Genomic DNA, 19,171 nt, shown 5'->3' with positions numbered 1-19,171 from the left:
CACCAGCTCGCATTGAGGATCGCAACGCGTGAAGGTTTGCGCTCGCGAGCACCGAGACGAGCCGCTTCGATTACGTTGGCAAACTCAAAGCCTCACGGCTTTGCGGCCAACCCGCCATATCGAACCGGTGTGATAGCTGCGACGTCTCCTGCATCACGTTTCGGTCGCGGTCTTCGTCTGCGCGAACTCCCGGTTGGGATTCGGCTGGTTCTGTCCTGTTCTGGCGATGATGTTGGAACGCAATTCCGGCCCGCGCTTGTTGTCGGTCGGCTTTTTGGCCGGCGCAGCGATCAGTCCGTCTCGAACAGCCTGCTTGCGTGCCTGCTTGCGCAACCGTCGTATGGCTTCTGTCTTCTCTCGCGCAGCCTTGTCCGAGGGCTTTTCGTAGAAGCGACGCCGGCGCATCTCCTTGAAAACACCTTCGCGCTGCATCTTCCGCTTCAGAATTCGAAGCGCCTGATCGACGTTGTTCTCTCGGACGAATACCTGCACGCGCTTTTCTCCTAAGCATTGTCGGCGCAAAACCGTTGAAGCTTCCCGCAATGGGCGCTTCAGAGATTTCGGAGTACTGAAGTTCGGTTGAAAGCGATCCCGGTGGTGAAGAGAAGTTGGGACGCAATTCTGAGCCGCCGCAATCTGTTCGGATGGAGCGCACGGCCTCTCGGCCATCGGCGCGAAGCCGATACAATTGTTTTGACGATGGAGCCTATGGGCGGGAATAGCCAGCTCTTTTTGCAAGGATTTCGATTGAGCAGCCTGTGCTCTTGCTGCATTTGCAGCCGACCTGCTGCATCGAACAGGAGAAGAAGTTCCTTCCGCGACGGCCGATTTTACCTCCGGGACTTGTAATCCAGGGCCGAGGCCTGTAGGTTGCATCGGTTCGATTAGCCGCTGTGCCTTTCTGAATGTGCCCGCGGGCTCTTTCCCAAAGACATCGCCAGTTGAATGGATCGCGTGACGGTCGCGCGAATATGCTTTGGAGATGAAAGAATGCCGACGGGTACTGTGAAGTGGTTCAATGGTCAAAAGGGGTTTGGCTTTATCCAGCCCAACGATGGCGGGAACGATGTGTTCGTTCACATCAGCGCCGTTGAACGGGCGGGTCTTTCCGGCCTTGCCGAAGGCCAGAAGGTGGCCTTTGAAATCAAGACTGACAAAGTGCGGGGCAAGGTAAGCGCAGAGAATCTGTCGCTGGCCTGAACCGTTCGCGCCATTTCACGGATGTACTGAAATGGCAGTATTGCCCGCTCGATCCCGGGATTGAGCGGGCTTTGTGTTGTTCGGATTGGGAAGACGAGATGGCTGTCCAGAAACCCGCTGAAGCGTCCCCGGAAAGCATCGCGCGCGCTAACCGGCAACGTCTTGCGATGGAAGAAGGTGCGCGAGCGATGGCAGACGTCCAGCAACAGGCCATTGCGGTGCGTAAGAACATGGAACGTCTTCGCGCCTTGAGGGAGGCCAGGGAGGCCGAGGAGGCGACAACTCAAGCGGCTCGTCCGGACATCTCGAACAGGAAGCGCAAGAAGGTGCTCTCCAAATAGCGCACACGTTCGGCTCTGGCTTTGAACCGGCCTTCGTAGGGGGCCGATAATCAAACGCTGGGTTGGCACTCGATCCGTGTTCCAGGTTTCCATGGTCGCCGGTATCAAGCCATTGACTTCCGGCGCTCAGCGGCGCAGTGCGGAAACCATCTGACGCTCATTTCCTATGGAGTAGGCGGACACATGGCGAAGAGCATGGGGACTGTATCCACCATCGAGTCAGGGCAAACCATTACATTCTCACTGGCGGTCGGGCCGGTCAGGCAAGCATGCCGACTTCAGACGACTTTTCGGACCCAGAACCAAGCTTTCAGCTACTTGCACAGACATCGAACCGAGTTCGAGCATATCGCTCGCGCGAGACTTGCTCGCGGCGAGCTCGAAGATGGTGTGGTCCAGCTCGTGATGCTTTAGGCAGATTGCTGTGATGGGAGCTTCGCTCGCCGGAGCGGAGCAGGGCCGACGATCTTCTTGCCTGAACAGTTGGTTGGCGATTCGCCGGGAGTGGCGGTCTATCACCGGCGCTGCGCATGTGATATGCTCGTTGGAGCTGGCGCAGAAAAACAACATCTAAAAACAACAAAAGACAACATTGTGTCCCAGCGTATGGGCGCTGTCTCGGAGCCGGCGGTGAATCGATCGTAATGCGGCCTTCGTCCAGCCTTCGGCCATAAAGGAACTGCCTGACGAAGGAAAGTGCCTTGCGAGCGCGTGCACGCAGGCTCGGATACGCGATCCATAAGTCGCGCTCACGTTCGATCGACGAAGACAACTTCCGCAAATACGCGCTCGTGAAGGAAGACAGCAATTGCGCGGTGCTTGGCGAGCGTTTCGACGCCTCGCTGGAGGATATCGCCGAATACTTGGGCTGACACCTGATCGCCGCCATCAACGAGCTTGTTGTTGGCGCGTGACCGCGACTTGCAATGTGCCGAGGCAAGGACCGGATGAAGTTTGAAGCCCATCGCCGAGGGCGGGCTGAAATTGTACGGAACGCAACGAGGAGCACTGATCATGGCGCAGCTCGATGATTTCAGATTGATCCGGGAGATCGTTGCAGCCGGCCGCCCCAAGCCGGTGATCGAACACCTTGATAAGACCAGGTATCAGCGCCTCGTCGAGTTAGGTTGGCTGAAGGTATTTCCTCAGGACCCCGGTCATGTGCTCTATCAGGTTACCGAACGCGGGAGAGCCGCTGCCGCGCGCTCCTGAAGGTACGCGCTTCCCAAACGGGCGCGCAGTTGCAGGAATCGGTCAAGAGACTGGCGCCGTCGCGGTCGGCTTTTTCCTCCTGAAGGCTTCACCGGAATGGCCACAAGGGAACTTTGCTTCGCCGGGTTCCGACCTGTTCCGCGCCGTAATCAGTGATACGCCGTTCGGCGGTCTTACGTCCCGGCCTGAAGCTGCCGCCCTTTTCTCGCCGCCATCATCATTCAGGAAATTGGTGAGGGGCGGGTCTTACGGAGGCGGCTTCTGAAGTCCCGCATGATCGTCCGACACTTACTGCAAAACGAAGTGATGATGTCCCGCCGCGCCCTGCTGGGCGGGCTTGCATCCTCTGCGGGCGCACTCGCGCTCGGCGGCTGCGCCAGCCTGGGCGCGACCGGCGCGCGCTACGATGCATCGTCGCTGTCGGTGGACCCCACGCTGCTTGTCGCAACCACGCGCAAGCCCGTAAAAGGCGGGCGCGCGAAGCCTTGGTTCGGGCCGGATCGGGCCTCCGCGATGACCGTCGCACGGGCGAAGCTGGTGCCGCCGGACGAAAGTCGTTTCTCCCTGGCGGCAGCAGGGCTCGGCGATTGGCGTATTGATCAGGTCGAGCCGGTTTCGGGAGACGTCAGCGATCTTCTCGGGCAGGCCGGCGGCGGCGGATCAGACGTCCTGATCTATGTGCATGGCTTCAAGCAGACGTTCGAGACGGCGGCGCTCGATGCGGCCCACCTTTCCGATGGCATCCGGTTCCGTGGCCAGACGATGGTGTTCTCCTGGCCGTCAAAGGCGGGATTGTTCGACTACGCCTACGACCGCGACAGCGCAATGTGGTCCCGCGATGACTTCGAACGCGTGCTTCAGGCCATCGTGACGCCCGCGGGCGCCGGCCGCGTCCACATCGTCGCGCACAGCATGGGAACGATGCTGGCGCTCGAAAGCCTGCGCCAGCTCCATGATCGATATGGTGACACCGTTGACGGCAGGATCGGCGCCGTGGTGTTCGCTTCGCCCGATATCGACATGGACGTGTTCTCGTCGGCGATCAACCGCATCGGGCCGCTCGCCCGCAAGATCACGGTGATCACCGCAACGAACGACCGCGCGCTCGCACTCTCGGGGTCGCTCGCCGGCGGCATGACACGCGTCGGCGCCGCCGAGAAAGCCGTCATCGAGAAGCTCGGCGTGCGCGTGGTCGATGCTTCCGACTCGGGCTGGGGCATCATCAACCACGATCTGTTCCTGTCGAATGCAGAGGTGCGGCGGGTGATCCGCCGCCAGATCGACACCTCGGCGGCGTGAACTCGGTCTTCGCGTGGCCGCAGCGCGAGCCACGCGCTGCTATTTGGCCGAATGGTCAGGCTGTGGCCATCCGTGCCGCCACAGGTTGTGGTTCCGCCACAGGTCTCGCCATATCGTTCTGCGAGCGAGCCCTGATGTTTCAGCCATTGCGCGCAGTGTTACGCCACCCAGCAGCAGCCATCGAGCTAGTCTGCTTCGGAGCGCGGGCAGGTGCTGGCGGTATAGGCTCACCTTGCCGCGCAGGATCGCGACCCACCGCTCGGAGTCACTCGCCGAACTCGCGCCGCCTTGATGGATGTAGCGCGCAAAGCCAGTGAAGAGCGGAGCGCCCGACAATCTTTTCGCCCTGATGCACAGGTCAACGTCCTCTCCATAGAGGAAGTATTGCTCATTGAACCCGCCCAGCCGGTCCCACAATGCACGGTTGATCAGGAGCGTTGCTCCCGTGAGCGCTGGGACTGCCCGGATGCCGGTCCGGCCCCAGCCGCCGAGCGCATCGGGATCGAGCCACTTGCCACCGGGCCAGTGCCGCAGGCCCAGTGCGAACGCGATCGATTGTCGGAGCGACGGTTCGGCAAGGCAGTTGTGGGGGTCGACGCTACCGTCGTGCCGCATCATCCGTCCGCCGACGATCGCCTCCGCCTCGCTCGCCAGCGAGGCCGCGATCAACTGATCGATCGCATCGGATGCCAGTTCGACGTCCGGATTGACGAGCAGAAGATGGTCGACTTCCTCACCGAAATCGACGGCGAGCCGGTTGACTGAAGCGGCGAATCCGCGATTGACGGGGTTCGCTCTGATCTTCGTGCGGCATTCGGCTTGTCGAACAAGATCGGCCGTGCCGTCCACCGACGCGTTGTCCTCGATTCGAATCGAAAGCTCGGACCAGCAAGATTTCAGCGAAGTGAGGCAGGCTCTGATTTCATCAGCGTTGTTATGCGTGACGATGCATATGCCGATGCGTGGTCGGCGTGGTGCGACCGGTGCAATCGGCGGCGGCTTTGGCCCGATCCACGCGGCGGCATCATCGTTCTCGCCTCGGGTAAGCCGTGCCGAGAGCGCCAGCAGTACGAAGCACGCGAGGGCTGGGCCCTCTCGCCAGAGACGCGCGACATCGCCCAATCGGGACCGGAACGACCTCGTGGGCAGGTTGCCTGGCCGAACATCGTGCAGTCCTGCAAGGGTGCGATTGCCATGGTCCCACCGCCGCTTGGCCCGGATTAGATCCCATCTCCGTGGGAGGTTGAACAGGAAGCCGCCCGCGGCAAGGAGTTTTCGTTCGCTTCTCGCGAAGAGCGAGCGCACGAACAGGTCGTCGGCCGCGATCGGGGGAAACGCGCTCCACCTGCGGCGGCCCGCCGGGTTCGTGGCATAGACGCCGGCTCCGACGACGTCGTTCTCCATCCCGGAGAGACGCGGCCACACTGAGGCGAACCCGCGCTCCAGTCGGCCCTCCGGCCGAACCAGCACCATGGGAGGCGCGACGAGAAGCGGCTCATCGGTGGCCAGGCCTGCGACAATCGCGGCCAAGGTGCCAGGGAGAATGATGGTGTCTGCGTCAAGGTAAAGGACCGCCCCGCCACGACGTTCGCGATCACCCCGATTGAGCGCCGCCGTCTTGCCCGGACAGGTGTTCGTTACGACGATCAATGTTTGGCGTTCATCCTCGAACGCCCTCAGCAACAACTCAGCGCTCGCCTGATTTTGGCTGGACGCAGGCCCGTTTGCCACCACGATCACGCGAAGGTCGATATCGTGGCCGTCGCACAGAAGTGCAACAAGGCATCGCTGAAGCAGCCCAGGATCGCCACCTGCGGGGATGACGACATCGAGGGTGTGGTTCACGATCGTCTCGCCGTTCGCGCCCCGACGCTTTCCGTCAGCCAGGTCGCGCCATAGGCTGCCACGAAGACCGCGAAATCGAACCAGGCCGACGGTCGCAGAAGCGGCCTGAGGACGCCCCTGTAGCGCGGAATCGGATCTGGAGGAGCAAGGTGGGTCGCCCGCGCCAATTCGCGATTGCCACGCAGGTAGCGGCGCCGAGCCCGGATCAACTCGCGCCAGCCTTGCGGCGCCACCACATGGTAGCTCTCCGATGCGAGCAGCAGCCGTTCCTTCGGAGCGAACAGCATCCGGACAAACTTGTCGTCCGACGCGAGTTGCGGGAGCGCGCCCCACCGCCGCCGGCCCTCGGCTGACACCGCATAGGCGCCCATGGTGACGGGCGAAGCATCGCAATAGGGTAAAGCGCACCAGTAACGGCAGAACGCGCGCACCACCGGGGAAGGGGAGGGATCGAACCGTGCGCGAGGCGCGGCGAATTGAATGCCTGTGCCCATCGTGAGCGCTGCAAATAAGGCGGAAAGCGCGTACGGGGACAGTCTGGCGTCCTGGTCCAGGTAGAGGCGATGGGTGCCGGCAGCCGCCACCGCCTCGGCCGCGGCTATGGCGGCGCGGCGGGTCGGCGGCGTACGCAGCAATCGCACGTGGAAGTTCCGTGCGCGCAAGCTCGCGATATGCGCGGCCACCGCCGCCTCGCTGTCTTCCCGGCCGTCGTTCAGTGCCAGCAGCACCTCGACGTCGCTCGCTTGCAGTCCGCCATCGTTATCGAAGCGTTGATCGGCAAGCGCAGTCAGGCTCCGGCCTACGGTGTCGGCTCCGTGATACACCGGAATGATCACGGAAAAGCGCGGCACCGCGCCCTGTGCGATGCGCAGAGCAGATCGCAAAGGCGCGGGCTCGAATCCCGGAAGGCGGCGCCTCAGCCGGCTGTTCGACTGGGTGACGTTGCGCGGCCGGATCATGTTCGGACTGAACGAGGTGCGCGAGACCCGCTGGATGTCCGACGCCGAGTTCATCTCCCGGCGCATCATGCAGATGATTTCGTACGGCGTCATCGCAGATGAGCCTGAAATGTGCACGAGCCCGTGATGACGTTGCACTGCCAGCTCTATTGTTGCCAAAGCTGCGTCGGCCAGGCTGATTGGCGATCGCCATTCGTTATCGATCGCGTTGACCGGTTCGTTGCGCTTGAGGCGTGCGGCGATCGTCGTCCATGATGTCTGGCGACAATCGACCGGGAAACCGAACAGCAGCGAGTAGCGGGCGACCAGTCCGCAGCCGTGCTCTATGACGACACGCTCGCCGGCAAGCTTGCTTCTGCCATAGACGTTCGCCGGAAGTGGCACATCGTCTTCATCGTGGAACCCGCCGTTTCCGTCCCACACGAAATCGGACGAGGCATACAGCATCCATCCGTTCGTAGAGGCGGCGTAAGCCGCCATCCTCATCGCGGCGTCAACGTGGAGCGCATGGCAGGAGGCGGGGTCGGACTCGGCGATCAGGGGCGGTACTCCCGCAAGGTGCAGGATGCGCGTCGGGGTCGCGCGTTGCAGCAACTCCATCAAAGCCGCGCCCCTTCTGATATCCACCAATTCGGTGACATGCGCGCCCGGCGGCGGTGAACGGCCAAGCGCATGCACGTAATCGCCAGGGCAGTGACGCGAAAGCGCACTGAGGATATGACCGCCCAACTGCCCCGATGCGCCTGAAATCAGCCAGCGCTGCATCGCATTCTCGGAGATTGTAATATCTGTCAGTAGCCAAATGTCTCGATCAATGGTTGCGATTTTATCGGGTGCCTCCTGAGATATCAAGGAGAATTCGGCTGGCTGCGACGGCTTGCGAGCTGCCGTGAAGAGCGAAACCTCGGCTTGCAAGCTCGATTTCGCTTTGAGCCAGGTGAGGATTTCACTCCCGACGATGTCGAGAAAGCGGTTCGCATCAGTCCGCCGGGCCACGCTTTCGATGGGCCAGAAAATCGAGTGTTAGCGCGGCGCCGCGTTAGCCGCATCGGCGGGCCCCTGAAATCCGGCCAATCGACAGCGGCCACTTAGCAATCTTCGGCCGTCAGGCCGCTGGCACATATTGATATCCCGTGCCCTTCCGCTCGGCCAAGCCCAGGCCGGGATAGGGCCAGTGGAAGCCCAGCATCTTCATCTTGTCGGTCGCGGCGCGGTCGAGCAGCTTCTTCCGGTTGGCGACGGCTGTGCCATTGTCCATGTCGTAGGCGAACTGCCACTCCGGATGAGGAAAATAGACGGCGGGTTCCGTGATCGCGCCGGCCGGAATGAGCAGCCCCTCGCTGCCTGCCAGGACCAAGGAAATATGGCCCGGCGTGTGACCCGAACTGTCCAGTACGCTGAGGCCCGTTACGATGTCATCACCGGGCTTGACCATGGTCACGCGATCCTTGACCGCAGCAAGATTGGTCTGCGCACCCGTGACGAAGACATGCATTTGTTCGGGGAGCTTCGTTGTGAGGTGAGGGTCCATCCAGAAATCCCATTCGGCCGCCGAGACGTAGTAGGCGGCATTTGGAAAGTTCAGGGCACCGCCCGCGCCAATCGTGCCCCAGATATGGTCGGGATGCGCATGGGTGAATACGACCTTGGTGATGCTCTTCGGATCAATATTGGCAGCTTTGAGGTTGTCGAGCAGTTTTCCGGCGGTCCCCTGGAAGTTCGCACCAGAGCCGGTATCGAGGAGAATGAGGTCGGATCTGGTGCGGATCAGAGCCGGATTTGTTGCCGGCTTCACCTGATCGGGATCCAAACCAGCCTCTTGTAGAAGCCTGTGAACCTCTTCCCGCGGCGCATCAAGCCCATGGATCGTCGCTGGCAGCACGAGATGGCCATCGCTTAAGACCGTGATTTCGAAGTCGCCTTGCCGGAATCGGTAAGGGGTTGTCTGGGCAGGCGACCGCGTCGCCCGGATTCCGGCGCCAGCGAGACACGCGGCGCCGACCACGACTTGCCGACGACTGAGAGCGAAGCGCATTGGCGTTGGCTGATCGTATTCTGACATCTCCAAGCCTTCCTTCCCCGACGCCTGATCCGATCGGAACGCGACTGTCGTCGCCCACGCTCCAAGCCGGCCGGCCTGTTTTCGTTAGAATGGTGGCAGTAAGCTGTATTCTCCAAACCTACAGCACATTGCGCCGATCGCAACCCGTGCCGCCTTCGCGCTTGGTTACGGCAAATCGAAAGCCATAATAGTGCACGCGCCAAAATCGGGGTTGAGGCCATCGAACGACGATGGCCTATTATGCCATACGCCATTTTTTGAACGATCCGCGAGGACGCCAATGCCAACGAGAAATGTTGTGCTGACCGAGCGCCAGGAAGAACTCATTGACACCCTCGTCAAGTCCGGCCGCTATCAGAACGCCAGCGAAGTGCTGCGTGACGGGTTGCGGCTGGTGGAGCAACGCGAGGCGGAGGACGCGGGCAAGCTGAAGGCCTTACGCGCTGCGGCTCGCCTCGGCGTTGGTGCATTGGACCGAGGCGAATTCAAAGAATTCAGGAATATCGAAGACCTGCAAGCCTATCTGAACGAGCTCTCGGAGAAGGTCATCTCCGGAACAGCCGAATAGGGCCTGTATGGCCGAGCATAGATGGCGCGTCCGTCTCGGCGCTGCTGCCGAACTCGACTTTGCGAACATCCTGAAATGGACCACCGAGAATTTTGGCGCGCGACAATCGCGCGTCTATCGGGACACGCTCGTTCAGGCGATTGATGTCGCAGGCTCCAAGGCCCGGGACGCGATCATGCCGGGTCTTCGCACGCTCCATGTTGAGCGACGCGGTCGTCGCGGAAGCTACTTCATCATGTACCGGGTAGCGCTAAAGAGCACGATCGAAATCGTGCGCATCCTCCACGACAGGATGGACCTTCAGCGCCATGCTCGATTTGCCCCCGACGAGGACAAATAGAGCGCCACTTCGCATCATGTGGAAAAGCGTACTCCTGCGCACGCCGGTGCTCGCACCAAGCGCAAAACGGCAGGTTCTGGAGTGCCCAGGGGTGTACGAAGGGCGGACCGGAGAGATTCGAATTCGCGACCCTCGGAATCGAAATCCGATGCTCTATCAAGCTTAGCTACGAGCGCGTGCCGTCCTGGCGGCGGTCGTTTTCGGACCTGGTCTTCGAGAATGGCTCGCCACCTGCGGCGATGGTCATTATAGCAATCGCATGCTCGACTTCGCCGCACAATATGAAGCATTTCGACGCCGCGATCCGGCGTGGGACGGGCTGGTGTTCGTGGCGGTCAAGACGACGGGAGTGTATTGCCGGCCCGTCTGCCCGGTGCGAACGCCACTCTCGCGGAATGTGAGGTTTTATCGCAGCGCCGCTGCCGCGGAACACGCGGGTTTTCGACCTTGCCTCCGCTGCCGTCCGGAGGCCGCTCCTTTCTGCCCGGCCTGGAAGGGGACCAGGACGACTGTCGAGCGTGCACTGGCGCTCATCGAAAACGGCGCACTTGATCGAAGCAATATCGAAGCATTGGCCGATCGTCTCGGAGTAGGACCCCGGCACCTCGCGCGGCTGTTTGCCGAGCACCTCGATGCATCGCCTCTGCAAGTCGCGCTTTCGCTTCGTGTTCAACGTGCAAAGCGTTTCCTCGATGAAAGCGATCTTCCAATTCCTCTCATCGCCAAGCGTGCCGGGTTTTCGAGTGCAAGGCGCATGAGCGCATCTTTCAGCCGGATCTATGGCCGGTCACCATCGGCGTTTCGCAAAAAAGCGTCGCCAAGGACGATAACGAGCTGAGCGAGACGGAGTGAGATACGATGCTGACCAAGACCTTCGGGACGGTGGATGCCGAGACACAGAAGACGATGAGTGGACTGGAGTTTGTGCAGGGCCTTGCCAGCGGCACGATTCCTCTCAACACCTTGGCGCGAACGTTGGGATACGACGTGGCCGAGGCTACGCGCGGTCGTGTTGTCGTGACGCTCATTCCAACCGACGCACACCTAAATCCAGCCGGCACGGTCCATGGCGGCCTCACGGCGACGCTGCTCGATAGCTGCATGGGGCTCGCCGTCCAATCGACGCTGGACCAGGGCGTGGCTCAGACAACGCTCGAATTCAAGATTTCCCTTGTGCGCCCAATCACGCCGGAAACGGGCCAGATCAGGGCCGAAGGAATGGTTTTGAATTGTGGGCGCCGTATCGGCACGGCCGAAGGGCGCGTCACGGACGGCAAGGGCCGATTGCTCGCTCATGGCACGACGACCTGTCTCATTTTTCCGAGTTGAACTATGGATGCCCGCTGTACCCGGATCGTAGAACCGACGTGAGATGGCGAAGTTCTTCGGGGAGAGTTTGCACGCCAACTCAGCAAAGCCGCCAGCGGCGCTAACAAAGAGGGCACTGCGACCTGGCGAAGGTGAAGTACGATCGTCAGATTATGGCAATCGCCAAGTAGAGGGAGGCGACTGCATCTACTCGATCCTGTCATCGGTCAGGTGCTTCAGCATCGCCTCACACGCATTCTCGGCTTCAGCGAAGGTTTTGAACGGCGAACCGCCCACTCTGATCGCAGGCCTGTTCAGATCGATGGGACGCCACGAGGCAACAAAGCCGGGCTCTCCGTGAAGGCCCGGGCCGGTCCGGCTCTCATTACTGATCACGAACGAGAACCCGCGGCTTATCGCGCTCCAAATTTGGAAGTCTTCCGTCGGACCGATGATGCGGCTGAACTGCATGATGCATCCGAAGCCCACACTTTGAAAAGGATATCGCTTCGCCGATCCGGAAACATGCAGCGCTATTGACGTAACGACTGTTTTTCCCCAGCCGTTGGCCAATCAGCTCGCACAGCTCGGCGACATCGCCGGTCGGATAGTACGCGCTGAGGTAATACGTGCTTAAGGTCTTGCCGGAGCGCGGCAAAACCCGGCGCCGTATACGGCCGGCTTGGCCTTGTCCTGAAAAAGAAACGAGTAGTTGATTTTCTCGATGTGAATGCGGTCCGTCTGTTTCGGCTCGACGGCACGCGCGAGCTTCACGAGCCGGCGAGCGGCTTTCTCCGGATCGGCATAGGGGGGTCTAACGCTGGCTTGGACAAGGCATTGTACTGCTCGTCGGAGCCCAGATCCCCTGTTTGCCTTTTCACGACCTGTTCCAGCTCAAGCGCCTCGATGGCAAGCTCATCCGCCAAACGCTTAAGCAGCTCGCGTTTATTTGGATCCGTCGCCGACATGGCCATGACGGCACAATTGTTGGCATCAGCCCGGAGCTGGTGCAATTTTCCGCTGAGGTCCTTCATGGCTCACGTCCTCGTTGGCCTGTGCGCTACGCGGACATGGGAGTCTAGACAATCGACGCTAAGTCTCTGTTCGGTTGAGCACAGTTCGCCATTATTTTTGCGCGGGGGAGCTGCATAGGGGGGTGCGCCCACAGACCCTGCGGCGCATTAGGATGCATCCAAGCTGAACCCCTGGCCAGCACTTTGCGGAGCTGAGTGATGCGTTTTTGCCCGTCAATTGCACGGGCGGTGCCGAAACGGGCCAAACGAAAAAGATGCAAGGAATACAATATCTTAGGTGGTGCGGCGCGCCACGGCAGACGAGGATGGGCTCTATTGCTTCGCCGTGGCGCTATGATGCGGCGGCCCGCTGCGCGTTCCAACCGGCAAATCTCGGACCGCCTGCGATTTTGCGATACGCTTGCAAATAGTCTTCGGCTGGCGGCCCCATTATGACTGACACGGCAGATACTGCGAATGTCATTGTCCGGCCGCCGATCGCGTGGGTGCTAGCGGTGCTTGCCGGTCTCGCGCTCAACTGGCTCATACCCTTGCCGTTCTTGCCGGCCGTGGTTGCTGCAGGCTGGCTCGGCGCGATAGTGTTTGTCGTTGCGGTGGCGCTGGTCGCGTGGGCGATCACTACCATGACCCGGGCCGGCTCGAATGTGCCCACCAACTTGCCGTCCACGACCATCGTGGAGACTGGCCCCTACCGCTTCACGCGCAACCCCATCTATCTCGGCATGGTACTGGGGCTCATCGGCTTGGCCATTGCCTTCAACAACCTCTGGCTGTTGATGACGCTGGTGCCCTTCGCGCTTGTCATTCGCTACGGTGTGATCACCCGCGAGGAAGCCTATCTCGAGCGCAAGTTCGGGAACGTCTATCGCCGCTACCGCGCGCGGGTACGGCGCTGGCTATAGGGCTTGTCGGACAAAATGCGGGGCCGGGGAGGCCGTATCTTGCCGTTCCCGCTACGCACAACGACATGGCACGGGTCCCTGGAAGGCGTATAATCGTGGGGTCCTTCGCGCATCATGATCAACGTCACGTGGAGGTGGCCATGAAATATGTGCTGCTTGGTAGTCTGAGCCCGGAGTGGGCAAGCAAGCAATCGGAGCGGATCGGCAAGGCCAAGGCAAAACTCGACAAGCTGGGCATCAAGGTCGAGTCGATCCACTACACGCAGGGCTATTACGATTTCGTCGACATCGTCGATGCCCCGAATGAGGGAGCGATGCTCGCGTTCTCCGTCTGGTACGCCACCCAGGGTCTGGGGCGGATCCAGAGTATGCCGGCCTTCGACGCAAAGAGCTTCGAAACCGCGCTCAAGGATGCGGCGAGCTAACATCTTCGTCGGCCGTGGCGCACCCATCGGTCTCGGCTAGCCAGCCCAAACCGTTGTTTCTTGATCTGAGGGCTGTTGGCATCGCTGCATTGGCGCCGATCGCTTCAGTTGCTGGCTGAAATGCCAGGTTTCGGATCACTGCGATCACTAAGGTAGGCGCCGCGCCAGGTTCAAGTTCCTGGCCTTGTCCAGATTGCGGGCCTTTTCCAGCGCGGCTGCGCTCGGCAAGAGGGCCGACGCGAGGTCAGTCTCGGTGAAATCGGCGCCTGCGAGATTGGTGTTGGACAAGTCGGCTCCCGAAAGGTCGGCACCGCTAAGATTGCAATTCGCCAGATTGGCGTTCTGCAGCTGCGCGAATTCGAGATCGGCGCTCGCGAGATTGGCGCCGTTCAGATCGGCATTCCTGAGATCGGCGGATTTGAGCACGCCACGCATCAAGCCCATCGATTGGTTGCGCATATCAGCGCTCAAATCGGCGCCAGCAAGCTTAGCCCCGATCAAGCTGGCACCAGAAAGATCCGCGGTTATGCGAGCGCTGTTCAAATCGGCGCCGCCAAGCTTGGCGCGCTGCATCTGCGTGCCGAGGAGTGATGCATTTACGAGAGACGCCCCGGTCAAATCCGCGTCGATGAGCCAAGCCTGGTTGAGGATGGCACGATAGAAGCGTGCGCCTTTCAGGCTAGTCCGGTTGAGCTTGACGAGGCGGAGATTGCTGCCGGAGAAGTCGAGCCCCGAGAGATCGAGTTGCGACAGCCGCTTTCCTTGCAAATCCGCAGAGCTCTGGCCCGCGGCGTCTTGAGGCGCCGCCTTGAGAAGCGTCTCGACCTCGGCCCGCGTCATCTCGGATGTCGACATTTCGGGGCTGTTGAGGTCGACGCTGCGCAGCATGTCCTGCGACACGGCGTCGATGGGATCCACCAACAGCGCCGTCATCGACACAAGAGCAAACGCGTGACGAAACAGCATCGCTGTCTCTCCGCTTTCCAGTAACCCGGCATTGTCTCTTGCATTTTTTCGGGTTGGTCGCACCGTCACGTTAGCCGGTCGAGGTGCGCCTCCGGGCGACGCGAGAGTATGAAACCGGATTACGGTCCTCGCAATGCCCGTGATCGCCCCGTCCGAGGAAAAGCTGCTCGAGAAGGCGAAGTGCCAGATCGCAGTCTATCGCTGTCCTGGCGATTTGAGCGCGCACCCGGGCCCCGGCATCATAGCGCCACGGCGAAGCAGTGGCGCCTATCTTCATCGGCTGTGGCGCACCGCGCCGGGTGATGATGAGAACTATGTTTACGCTATAGCACTCTAAGGCCCCTCTCGGAGCAGATAGAGGAGATCTGTCCCGCCTCACATGCTGGTTTGCGACTATGCAGGAAGGCCGAGCGTGACCTGGCGCAGGATGTAGGAATGAGTATCGGCGGGCGATACCATCTGAAAGTGGTCTAGATATGTTTAGCCGGCCAGTCGGTTTTCCGTGACACTGGCCCGCGACCTTCAGAATATGATAGCTCGCGGCAAGGAAGCCGGTGCTGGTTTATCAAGCGGCCCCGCAGGCGGCGGAATAGTTAGAGCCAGCGGCGAACCTCGGCTTTGTAGCGGCGGTAGTCGTCGCCGAACTTCGCTTCGAGATAGCGCTCCTCGCGGGCGATCACCTGCGTCTGGATCGCGATCAGCACCAACGGGAGCAAGGCGAAGGCGATCGGCCCGTCGAAGCCGATCGCAAGGCCGGCATAGATAAGCGCCATGCCGAGATACATGGGATTGCGGGTCCACCGATAGGGACCGGTCTTTGCGATGAGGGTCGTTGGCTGCGACGGGCGAACGTTGGTGCCCAGCCGCCGGAACAGCCCCGCCGCCGCAAGCATCACCGCCGCGCCGGCAACGAACAGCAGCGCGCCTGCTGCGACCAGCAACCGCCAGTCGATACCGAAAGAGCGCAGGGTGACGAACCGCTCCGCCGCCAGCCCCAACAGCAGCGCTCCCAGATAGATGAAGGGCGGAGGGAAGCGCACACCCGCGCTGCCCGGTTCGACGGCCATGCTCATCCTCCAATCTGTGCTCTCAAACCAGCATCGACTGCTGGGCGAAGATGCCCGCCATCGCGCCTTGCCATGATGCCGTGGTGACCGAGGGGATGACGGGGTTGGTGAGGTCGCCAGCGGCGTAGATGCCGGGCATGCTGGTCTCGCGCCGCTCGTCGACCTTGAGGACGATGCCGAGGGGCGTATCGACCGTGGCGAGACCCAGTGATTCATGCAGGCTTGCGGACGGCTTGTTGCGCGGATGCGCGAACAGGATGTCGACCGCGACATCGGGGCCGGTATTGAGCTTGAGGGTGGCGCCATGCCCCCCGTGATGGGCGACCTCGGTGATCCGGCCGTCGACGACAGGTGTGTTGCGACGCTCCAGATCGGCCCGGATATCGGGCGGAATGTCGTGACCATCAGCGAAGACGGTCAACCTGTCGGTCCAGTCATGGAACAGCCTGACCTGATTCATCGACTGCGGACCCGACCAGACAAGGCCCCAGTGCTGGCCGGCGACTTCAAAGCCATCGCAATAGGGGCAGGGCACGATGGATGTGCCCCAGCTTTCGGCAAAGCCCGGAACAGCAGGCATCTGGTCGACAACGCCATAACTCAGGATCAAGCGGCGCGCGCCAAGGCTTTCGCCATTGCCAGTGAGGACGGAGAAATCGTCGATGCCGCCGGAGACGCTGTCGGCCCGCGCACTGACCAGCTTGATCGCGGGATAACGCGCCAGTTGCTGCCGCGCCTCGGCCAGGATGTCCAGCGGTGGCTTGTGATCGTGGCCGAGCAGCCCATGCGAATGGCCGGCGAAGCGATTGCGCGGCAGGCCGGTATCGAGAACGGTGACCTTGCGGCGGGCACGGCCGAGCTGCAGAGCGGCTGCGAGGCCGGCAAAGCTGCCGCCGATGATGATGACGTCATCCATGGTGATAGGCTCCTTGTTGTGGATGGAAGAGGGTGGGCCGGACTTGGCGGTGGCCGGGGCGCGGGCGATGCCGATGGCGGAAAGCGCCGCGGCCAGCTTCAGCAGGGTTCGTCGCTGCATGGATCTCTCGTATTTCAGGCCGTCGATCGTCCGACAAATGCGCTTGCACATTTTGGATACTACATGGTATCGTAATACGAGAATTACGATACTGTCAAGGACTGGAATTGTCGTGACCGAAAACAGACAGGGCCGGCGCGGCCGGCCCACCAACGAGGCGCTTGGCCAAACGATCGTCGACACCGCGGGCGAACTTTTTGCAGAACTGGGTTTTCAAGCGACGACATTGGACAAGGTCGCCCAGCGAGCGAAGATATCCAAGCTCAGCATCTATCGGCACTTCGAGAACAAGGAGGCGCTGTTCAGGGCGGCCATCGCGGCCGGCTGCCATCAGTTGTTTGCACCACAGGCCCTTCTTGAAGGCGTCGACGGTTCGGTCGAAGATCAGCTCATGGCGGTGGGATCATCACTGCTTCGCACGCTGTTGAGATCAGACGTCCGCAGTGTCGAAGCCATGGTCATGGCCGACAAGACGAACCAAAAGTCGCTAAGCAAGCTCCATTACGAAGCCGGCCCCGCCCATGTCATCGCCCAAATCGAGGCCCTGTTGCGTCAGTTGCACACGAAGGCGCTTCTGAACGTGCCCGATCCTCTCCGGTCAGCCCGCTTGTTTGCGGCGCTGTTCAAAGGATCCGATCTCCTAATTATCGCACGTTTCGATGAGGCGAGAGCAGAGGACGACAACGAAATCGAATCTTATTGCCGGTCTGCCGTCGCCATGTTCATCGCCGCGCACGGTGGCAGCGATCACGCGGGGGGATAGCCTAGGAGTACTTGCATGATATTTTGGATGCTCTAATTGACATCAACGCGAATATTATCATTGGCAGCGGGCTGACCGGCGGAGTAACCGCTACCCCCCATCGGCAAAATAGATGGCGCATAGAAGCCACTCAAAGCCCATACCGGTGCCTGCGGCGGGTAAAAAAGACCGTTCGACCGGAAGCGATTCGAACTCTTCTGCCGCCAAACACCGCCATTTGTATGCCTTTCCGTCCGGCGGTTGTTCACCGCTCTTACGTAGGCGTAGTTTCGGAGGTTATCGGCGGCAATAGAGGGCAATCGGCGGAATTTGGCGCGCTCGGAGAGATTCGAACTCCCGACCCTCGGAATCGAAATCCGATGCTCTATCCAGCTGAGCTACGAGCGCGTGCCTTGGAGCATGATCCGGAAAAGTAGAAACCGGTTTTCCCTCGCGACAAACGCGAAGCGTTTGCACGGAGATCATGCTCAGACAGAGAAGTCAGATCATGGATCCGACTCGGTATGGTCGGATCATGATCCAAGCGTCGATTATCAGGTTTGGGCCGGAACGGCCAGCGCGTGGAGCGGAAAAGGTGCCCTGCGCACGGCGTCCCGCCCGGTGGGGCCTTCAGAAACAGGGATGCCGGCGGCCGTCCTGGCCGATATAGGCGGAGGCGCTCTGGCGGCATTTTACCGCCGTCGGGCCGTCGTAATAGGCGAACGTGCCGGGCGTCGCGCCCGGGCCGTAATTGTGGAGGTAGCTGATCTGATAGGGCAGGTGCCCGGCGTGGTGCCGGTGGTGGTGGTGATGGCGGTAATGGCGGGCGTCGGCCACGCTTGGGGCGGCAGCCATGGCGGCAAGAACCGCCGCGGCGGCCAAAAACTTCAGTCTGGGCATTGTGCGTCTCCAGGGCCAGCCGGGGCGATTCTGGCCGATCCAGCCTTTCATTTAGCTCGGTTTGGAGGGAAAAACTGCGGGAAATAGGCCACATCACGTCAATTTTTGGCCCATTCTGGATGCTTAACGGTTTCCCAACACAGTCCGGCCAGAGTTTTGGGGTCTGGTCCGGGGCCCGCAGCCGGCTTTGTTTGAGGCGACCAAGGCTACTGTCACATTGTTCATGCGCATCACGCTTCTCGCCCTGTTGTTCCTTGCTCTCGCGATGGCGCCGGCGCGTGCCGTCCTGCACATCACGCGCGACCATGGCGGCTATGTCGATGAGTACAAGGCCAAGTACAAGCGCATCCGCGAGCGCGGCGAGCGCGTCATCATCGACGGTATCTGCAATTCCGCCTGCACGCTCGTGTTCGGCATCGTGCCGATGAACAAGATCTGTGTCACGCCCAGGGCAAGCGTCGGTTTCCACCAGGCCTATTACGACAAGGCCTTCACCTTCGGCATCAAGGTCACGAGCCTCGATGGCACCTCCGACCTGATGTCCTATTACCCACAGACGGTGAAGGACTGGATCCGCCGCAACGGTGGGCTGACCACCGAAATGAAGAAGATCAAGAACGGCATCGAACTCTGGAAGATCGTCGATCCCTGCCCGGAAGAGTGGTAGGGCGGGCCGGTTTTGGCCGTTCGTGTCGCCACATTCCTCAGCCGTCATTCCGGGGCGATGCGAAGCATCGAGCCCGGAATCCATCAGGCCACAGGCGCGGGCGGTGAAATGGATTCCGGGCTCACGCTGCGCGTGCCCCGGAATGACGGGGGAGAAAAATTCGCGAGCAATTCCAACGTGATTTGCCTCGTCCAGCCCTCACACAAAAAACATTCCGCTTCCGCCGTCGGGCAAATCAGTGATTTAACTCCGCGCGTCTCACCCAAGAGAGGGGCGGGTCGCGATCGTCACGAACGTT

24 protein-coding genes and 1 tRNA gene are annotated in these 19,171 nt (G+C 61.1%); 14 read left to right on the top strand and 11 right to left on the bottom strand.

All coding sequences use genetic code 11. The features are described 5' to 3' along the window. Positions 1–153: 153 nt before the first annotated feature. Positions 154–492, bottom strand: coding sequence for a 30S ribosomal protein S21 (rpsU, locus tag AAFX91_RS15250; RefSeq protein WP_394567009.1), 339 nt, complete (start codon positions 490–492; stop codon positions 154–156). Positions 493–990: 498 nt separating this feature from the next. On the opposite strand from rpsU, the gene AAFX91_RS15245 reads away from it, so the two are divergent. From AAFX91_RS15245 to AAFX91_RS15225, 5 genes are all read left to right on the top strand, one after another. Continuing rightward, a complete protein-coding gene (locus tag AAFX91_RS15245) occupies positions 991–1,200 on the top strand; it encodes a cold-shock protein (protein WP_130581712.1) in 210 nt (69 codons plus the stop codon). 98 nt (positions 1,201–1,298) lie between these two features. After that, positions 1,299–1,541 (top strand): transcriptional regulator, encoded by a 243-nt coding sequence (locus AAFX91_RS15240; RefSeq protein WP_130581713.1) that lies wholly within the window; start codon positions 1,299–1,301, stop codon positions 1,539–1,541. A gap of 701 nt (positions 1,542–2,242) precedes the next feature. After that, on the top strand, positions 2,243–2,413 hold the full coding sequence (locus AAFX91_RS15235) for a hypothetical protein (protein WP_282530715.1): 171 nt from the start codon (positions 2,243–2,245) through the stop codon (positions 2,411–2,413). A gap of 142 nt (positions 2,414–2,555) precedes the next feature. Next, complete coding sequence (locus tag AAFX91_RS15230; RefSeq protein ID WP_130581364.1) at positions 2,556–2,753, top strand: TenA/THI-4 family protein; 198 nt, start codon at positions 2,556–2,558, stop codon at positions 2,751–2,753. A 309-nt stretch (positions 2,754–3,062) separates the two neighbouring features. Further along, entirely contained in the window at positions 3,063–4,052 is a 990-nt protein-coding gene (locus tag AAFX91_RS15225; RefSeq protein WP_394567004.1) for an alpha/beta hydrolase, read from the top strand. Between the two features lie 39 nt (positions 4,053–4,091). On the opposite strand, the gene AAFX91_RS15220 is transcribed toward AAFX91_RS15225, so the two are convergent. The 3 genes from AAFX91_RS15220 to AAFX91_RS15210 form a co-directional block, all read right to left on the bottom strand. Further along, positions 4,092–5,897, bottom strand: coding sequence for a glycosyltransferase (locus AAFX91_RS15220; protein ID WP_394567003.1), 1,806 nt, complete (start codon positions 5,895–5,897; stop codon positions 4,092–4,094). Then, positions 5,894–7,771 (bottom strand): sugar nucleotide-binding protein, encoded by a 1,878-nt coding sequence (locus AAFX91_RS15215; protein ID WP_394567002.1) that lies wholly within the window; start codon positions 7,769–7,771, stop codon positions 5,894–5,896. Before AAFX91_RS15215 ends, AAFX91_RS15220 begins: the two co-directional genes overlap by 4 nt. A 190-nt stretch (positions 7,772–7,961) precedes the next feature. Next, a complete protein-coding gene (locus AAFX91_RS15210) occupies positions 7,962–8,918 on the bottom strand; it encodes an MBL fold metallo-hydrolase (RefSeq protein WP_394567001.1) in 957 nt (318 codons plus the stop codon). A 280-nt stretch (positions 8,919–9,198) separates the two neighbouring features. On the opposite strand from AAFX91_RS15210, the gene AAFX91_RS15205 reads away from it, so the two are divergent. From AAFX91_RS15205 to AAFX91_RS15190, 4 genes are all read left to right on the top strand, one after another. Further along, on the top strand, positions 9,199–9,486 hold the full coding sequence (locus AAFX91_RS15205) for a type II toxin-antitoxin system ParD family antitoxin (protein WP_282530710.1): 288 nt from the start codon (positions 9,199–9,201) through the stop codon (positions 9,484–9,486). A gap of 7 nt (positions 9,487–9,493) precedes the next feature. Beyond that, positions 9,494–9,826, top strand: coding sequence for a type II toxin-antitoxin system RelE/ParE family toxin (locus AAFX91_RS15200; RefSeq protein WP_130581350.1), 333 nt, complete (start codon positions 9,494–9,496; stop codon positions 9,824–9,826). A gap of 259 nt (positions 9,827–10,085) precedes the next feature. After that, entirely contained in the window at positions 10,086–10,664 is a 579-nt protein-coding gene (locus AAFX91_RS15195) for a bifunctional transcriptional activator/DNA repair enzyme AdaA (RefSeq protein WP_394567000.1), read from the top strand. A 20-nt stretch (positions 10,665–10,684) separates the two neighbouring features. Next, the gene (locus AAFX91_RS15190) at positions 10,685–11,155 is read left to right on the top strand and encodes a PaaI family thioesterase (protein WP_130581352.1); all 471 of its coding nucleotides are present in this window, start codon (positions 10,685–10,687) and stop codon (positions 11,153–11,155) included. A 186-nt stretch (positions 11,156–11,341) separates the two neighbouring features. On the opposite strand, the gene AAFX91_RS15185 is transcribed toward AAFX91_RS15190, so the two are convergent. Both AAFX91_RS15185 and AAFX91_RS15180 read right to left on the bottom strand, forming a co-directional pair. Then, positions 11,342–11,605, bottom strand: a complete 264-nt coding sequence (locus AAFX91_RS15185) for a hypothetical protein (protein WP_130581353.1) — start codon at positions 11,603–11,605, stop codon at positions 11,342–11,344. A 299-nt stretch (positions 11,606–11,904) separates the two neighbouring features. Then, entirely contained in the window at positions 11,905–12,168 is a 264-nt protein-coding gene (locus AAFX91_RS15180; protein ID WP_130581354.1) for a hypothetical protein, read from the bottom strand. Between the two features lie 431 nt (positions 12,169–12,599). Between AAFX91_RS15180 and AAFX91_RS15175 the strand changes: the two genes are divergently transcribed. Beyond that, positions 12,600–13,070 (top strand): isoprenylcysteine carboxylmethyltransferase family protein, encoded by a 471-nt coding sequence (locus tag AAFX91_RS15175; protein WP_130581355.1) that lies wholly within the window; start codon positions 12,600–12,602, stop codon positions 13,068–13,070. A 140-nt stretch (positions 13,071–13,210) separates the two neighbouring features. After that, entirely contained in the window at positions 13,211–13,495 is a 285-nt protein-coding gene (locus AAFX91_RS15170) for a GYD domain-containing protein (RefSeq protein ID WP_130581356.1), read from the top strand. Positions 13,496–13,642: 147 nt separating this feature from the next. On the opposite strand, the gene AAFX91_RS15165 is transcribed toward AAFX91_RS15170, so the two are convergent. The 3 genes from AAFX91_RS15165 to AAFX91_RS15155 form a co-directional block, all read right to left on the bottom strand. Then, entirely contained in the window at positions 13,643–14,461 is an 819-nt protein-coding gene (locus tag AAFX91_RS15165; RefSeq protein ID WP_394566999.1) for a pentapeptide repeat-containing protein, read from the bottom strand. A gap of 593 nt (positions 14,462–15,054) precedes the next feature. Next, entirely contained in the window at positions 15,055–15,528 is a 474-nt protein-coding gene (locus AAFX91_RS15160; RefSeq protein ID WP_394566998.1) for a methyltransferase family protein, read from the bottom strand. Between the two features lie 22 nt (positions 15,529–15,550). After that, the gene (locus AAFX91_RS15155) at positions 15,551–16,444 is read right to left on the bottom strand and encodes an NAD(P)/FAD-dependent oxidoreductase (RefSeq protein ID WP_165421333.1); all 894 of its coding nucleotides are present in this window, start codon (positions 16,442–16,444) and stop codon (positions 15,551–15,553) included. A 232-nt stretch (positions 16,445–16,676) separates the two neighbouring features. Between AAFX91_RS15155 and AAFX91_RS15150 the strand changes: the two genes are divergently transcribed. Further along, entirely contained in the window at positions 16,677–17,327 is a 651-nt protein-coding gene (locus AAFX91_RS15150; protein WP_130581360.1) for a TetR/AcrR family transcriptional regulator, read from the top strand. A gap of 310 nt (positions 17,328–17,637) precedes the next feature. On the opposite strand, the gene AAFX91_RS15145 is transcribed toward AAFX91_RS15150, so the two are convergent. Next, positions 17,638–17,714, bottom strand: a tRNA-Arg gene (locus tag AAFX91_RS15145). A gap of 222 nt (positions 17,715–17,936) precedes the next feature. Then, the gene (locus AAFX91_RS15140; RefSeq protein ID WP_130581361.1) at positions 17,937–18,206 is read right to left on the bottom strand and encodes a hypothetical protein; all 270 of its coding nucleotides are present in this window, start codon (positions 18,204–18,206) and stop codon (positions 17,937–17,939) included. Positions 18,207–18,429: 223 nt separating this feature from the next. On the opposite strand from AAFX91_RS15140, the gene AAFX91_RS15135 reads away from it, so the two are divergent. Continuing rightward, positions 18,430–18,873 (top strand): hypothetical protein, encoded by a 444-nt coding sequence (locus AAFX91_RS15135; protein ID WP_130581362.1) that lies wholly within the window; start codon positions 18,430–18,432, stop codon positions 18,871–18,873. Between the two features lie 12 nt (positions 18,874–18,885). After that, a partial coding sequence (locus AAFX91_RS15130) for a hypothetical protein (RefSeq protein ID WP_394566997.1) occupies positions 18,886–19,171 on the top strand: 286 nt, incomplete at its 3' end.

Source organism: Bradyrhizobium sp. 31Argb, assembly GCF_043638955.1.
GTDB lineage: Bacteria > Pseudomonadota > Alphaproteobacteria > Rhizobiales > Xanthobacteraceae > Bradyrhizobium.
Note: the sequence above shows the minus strand (reverse complement) of the source record. Positions and strands in the feature narration are given on the sequence as shown.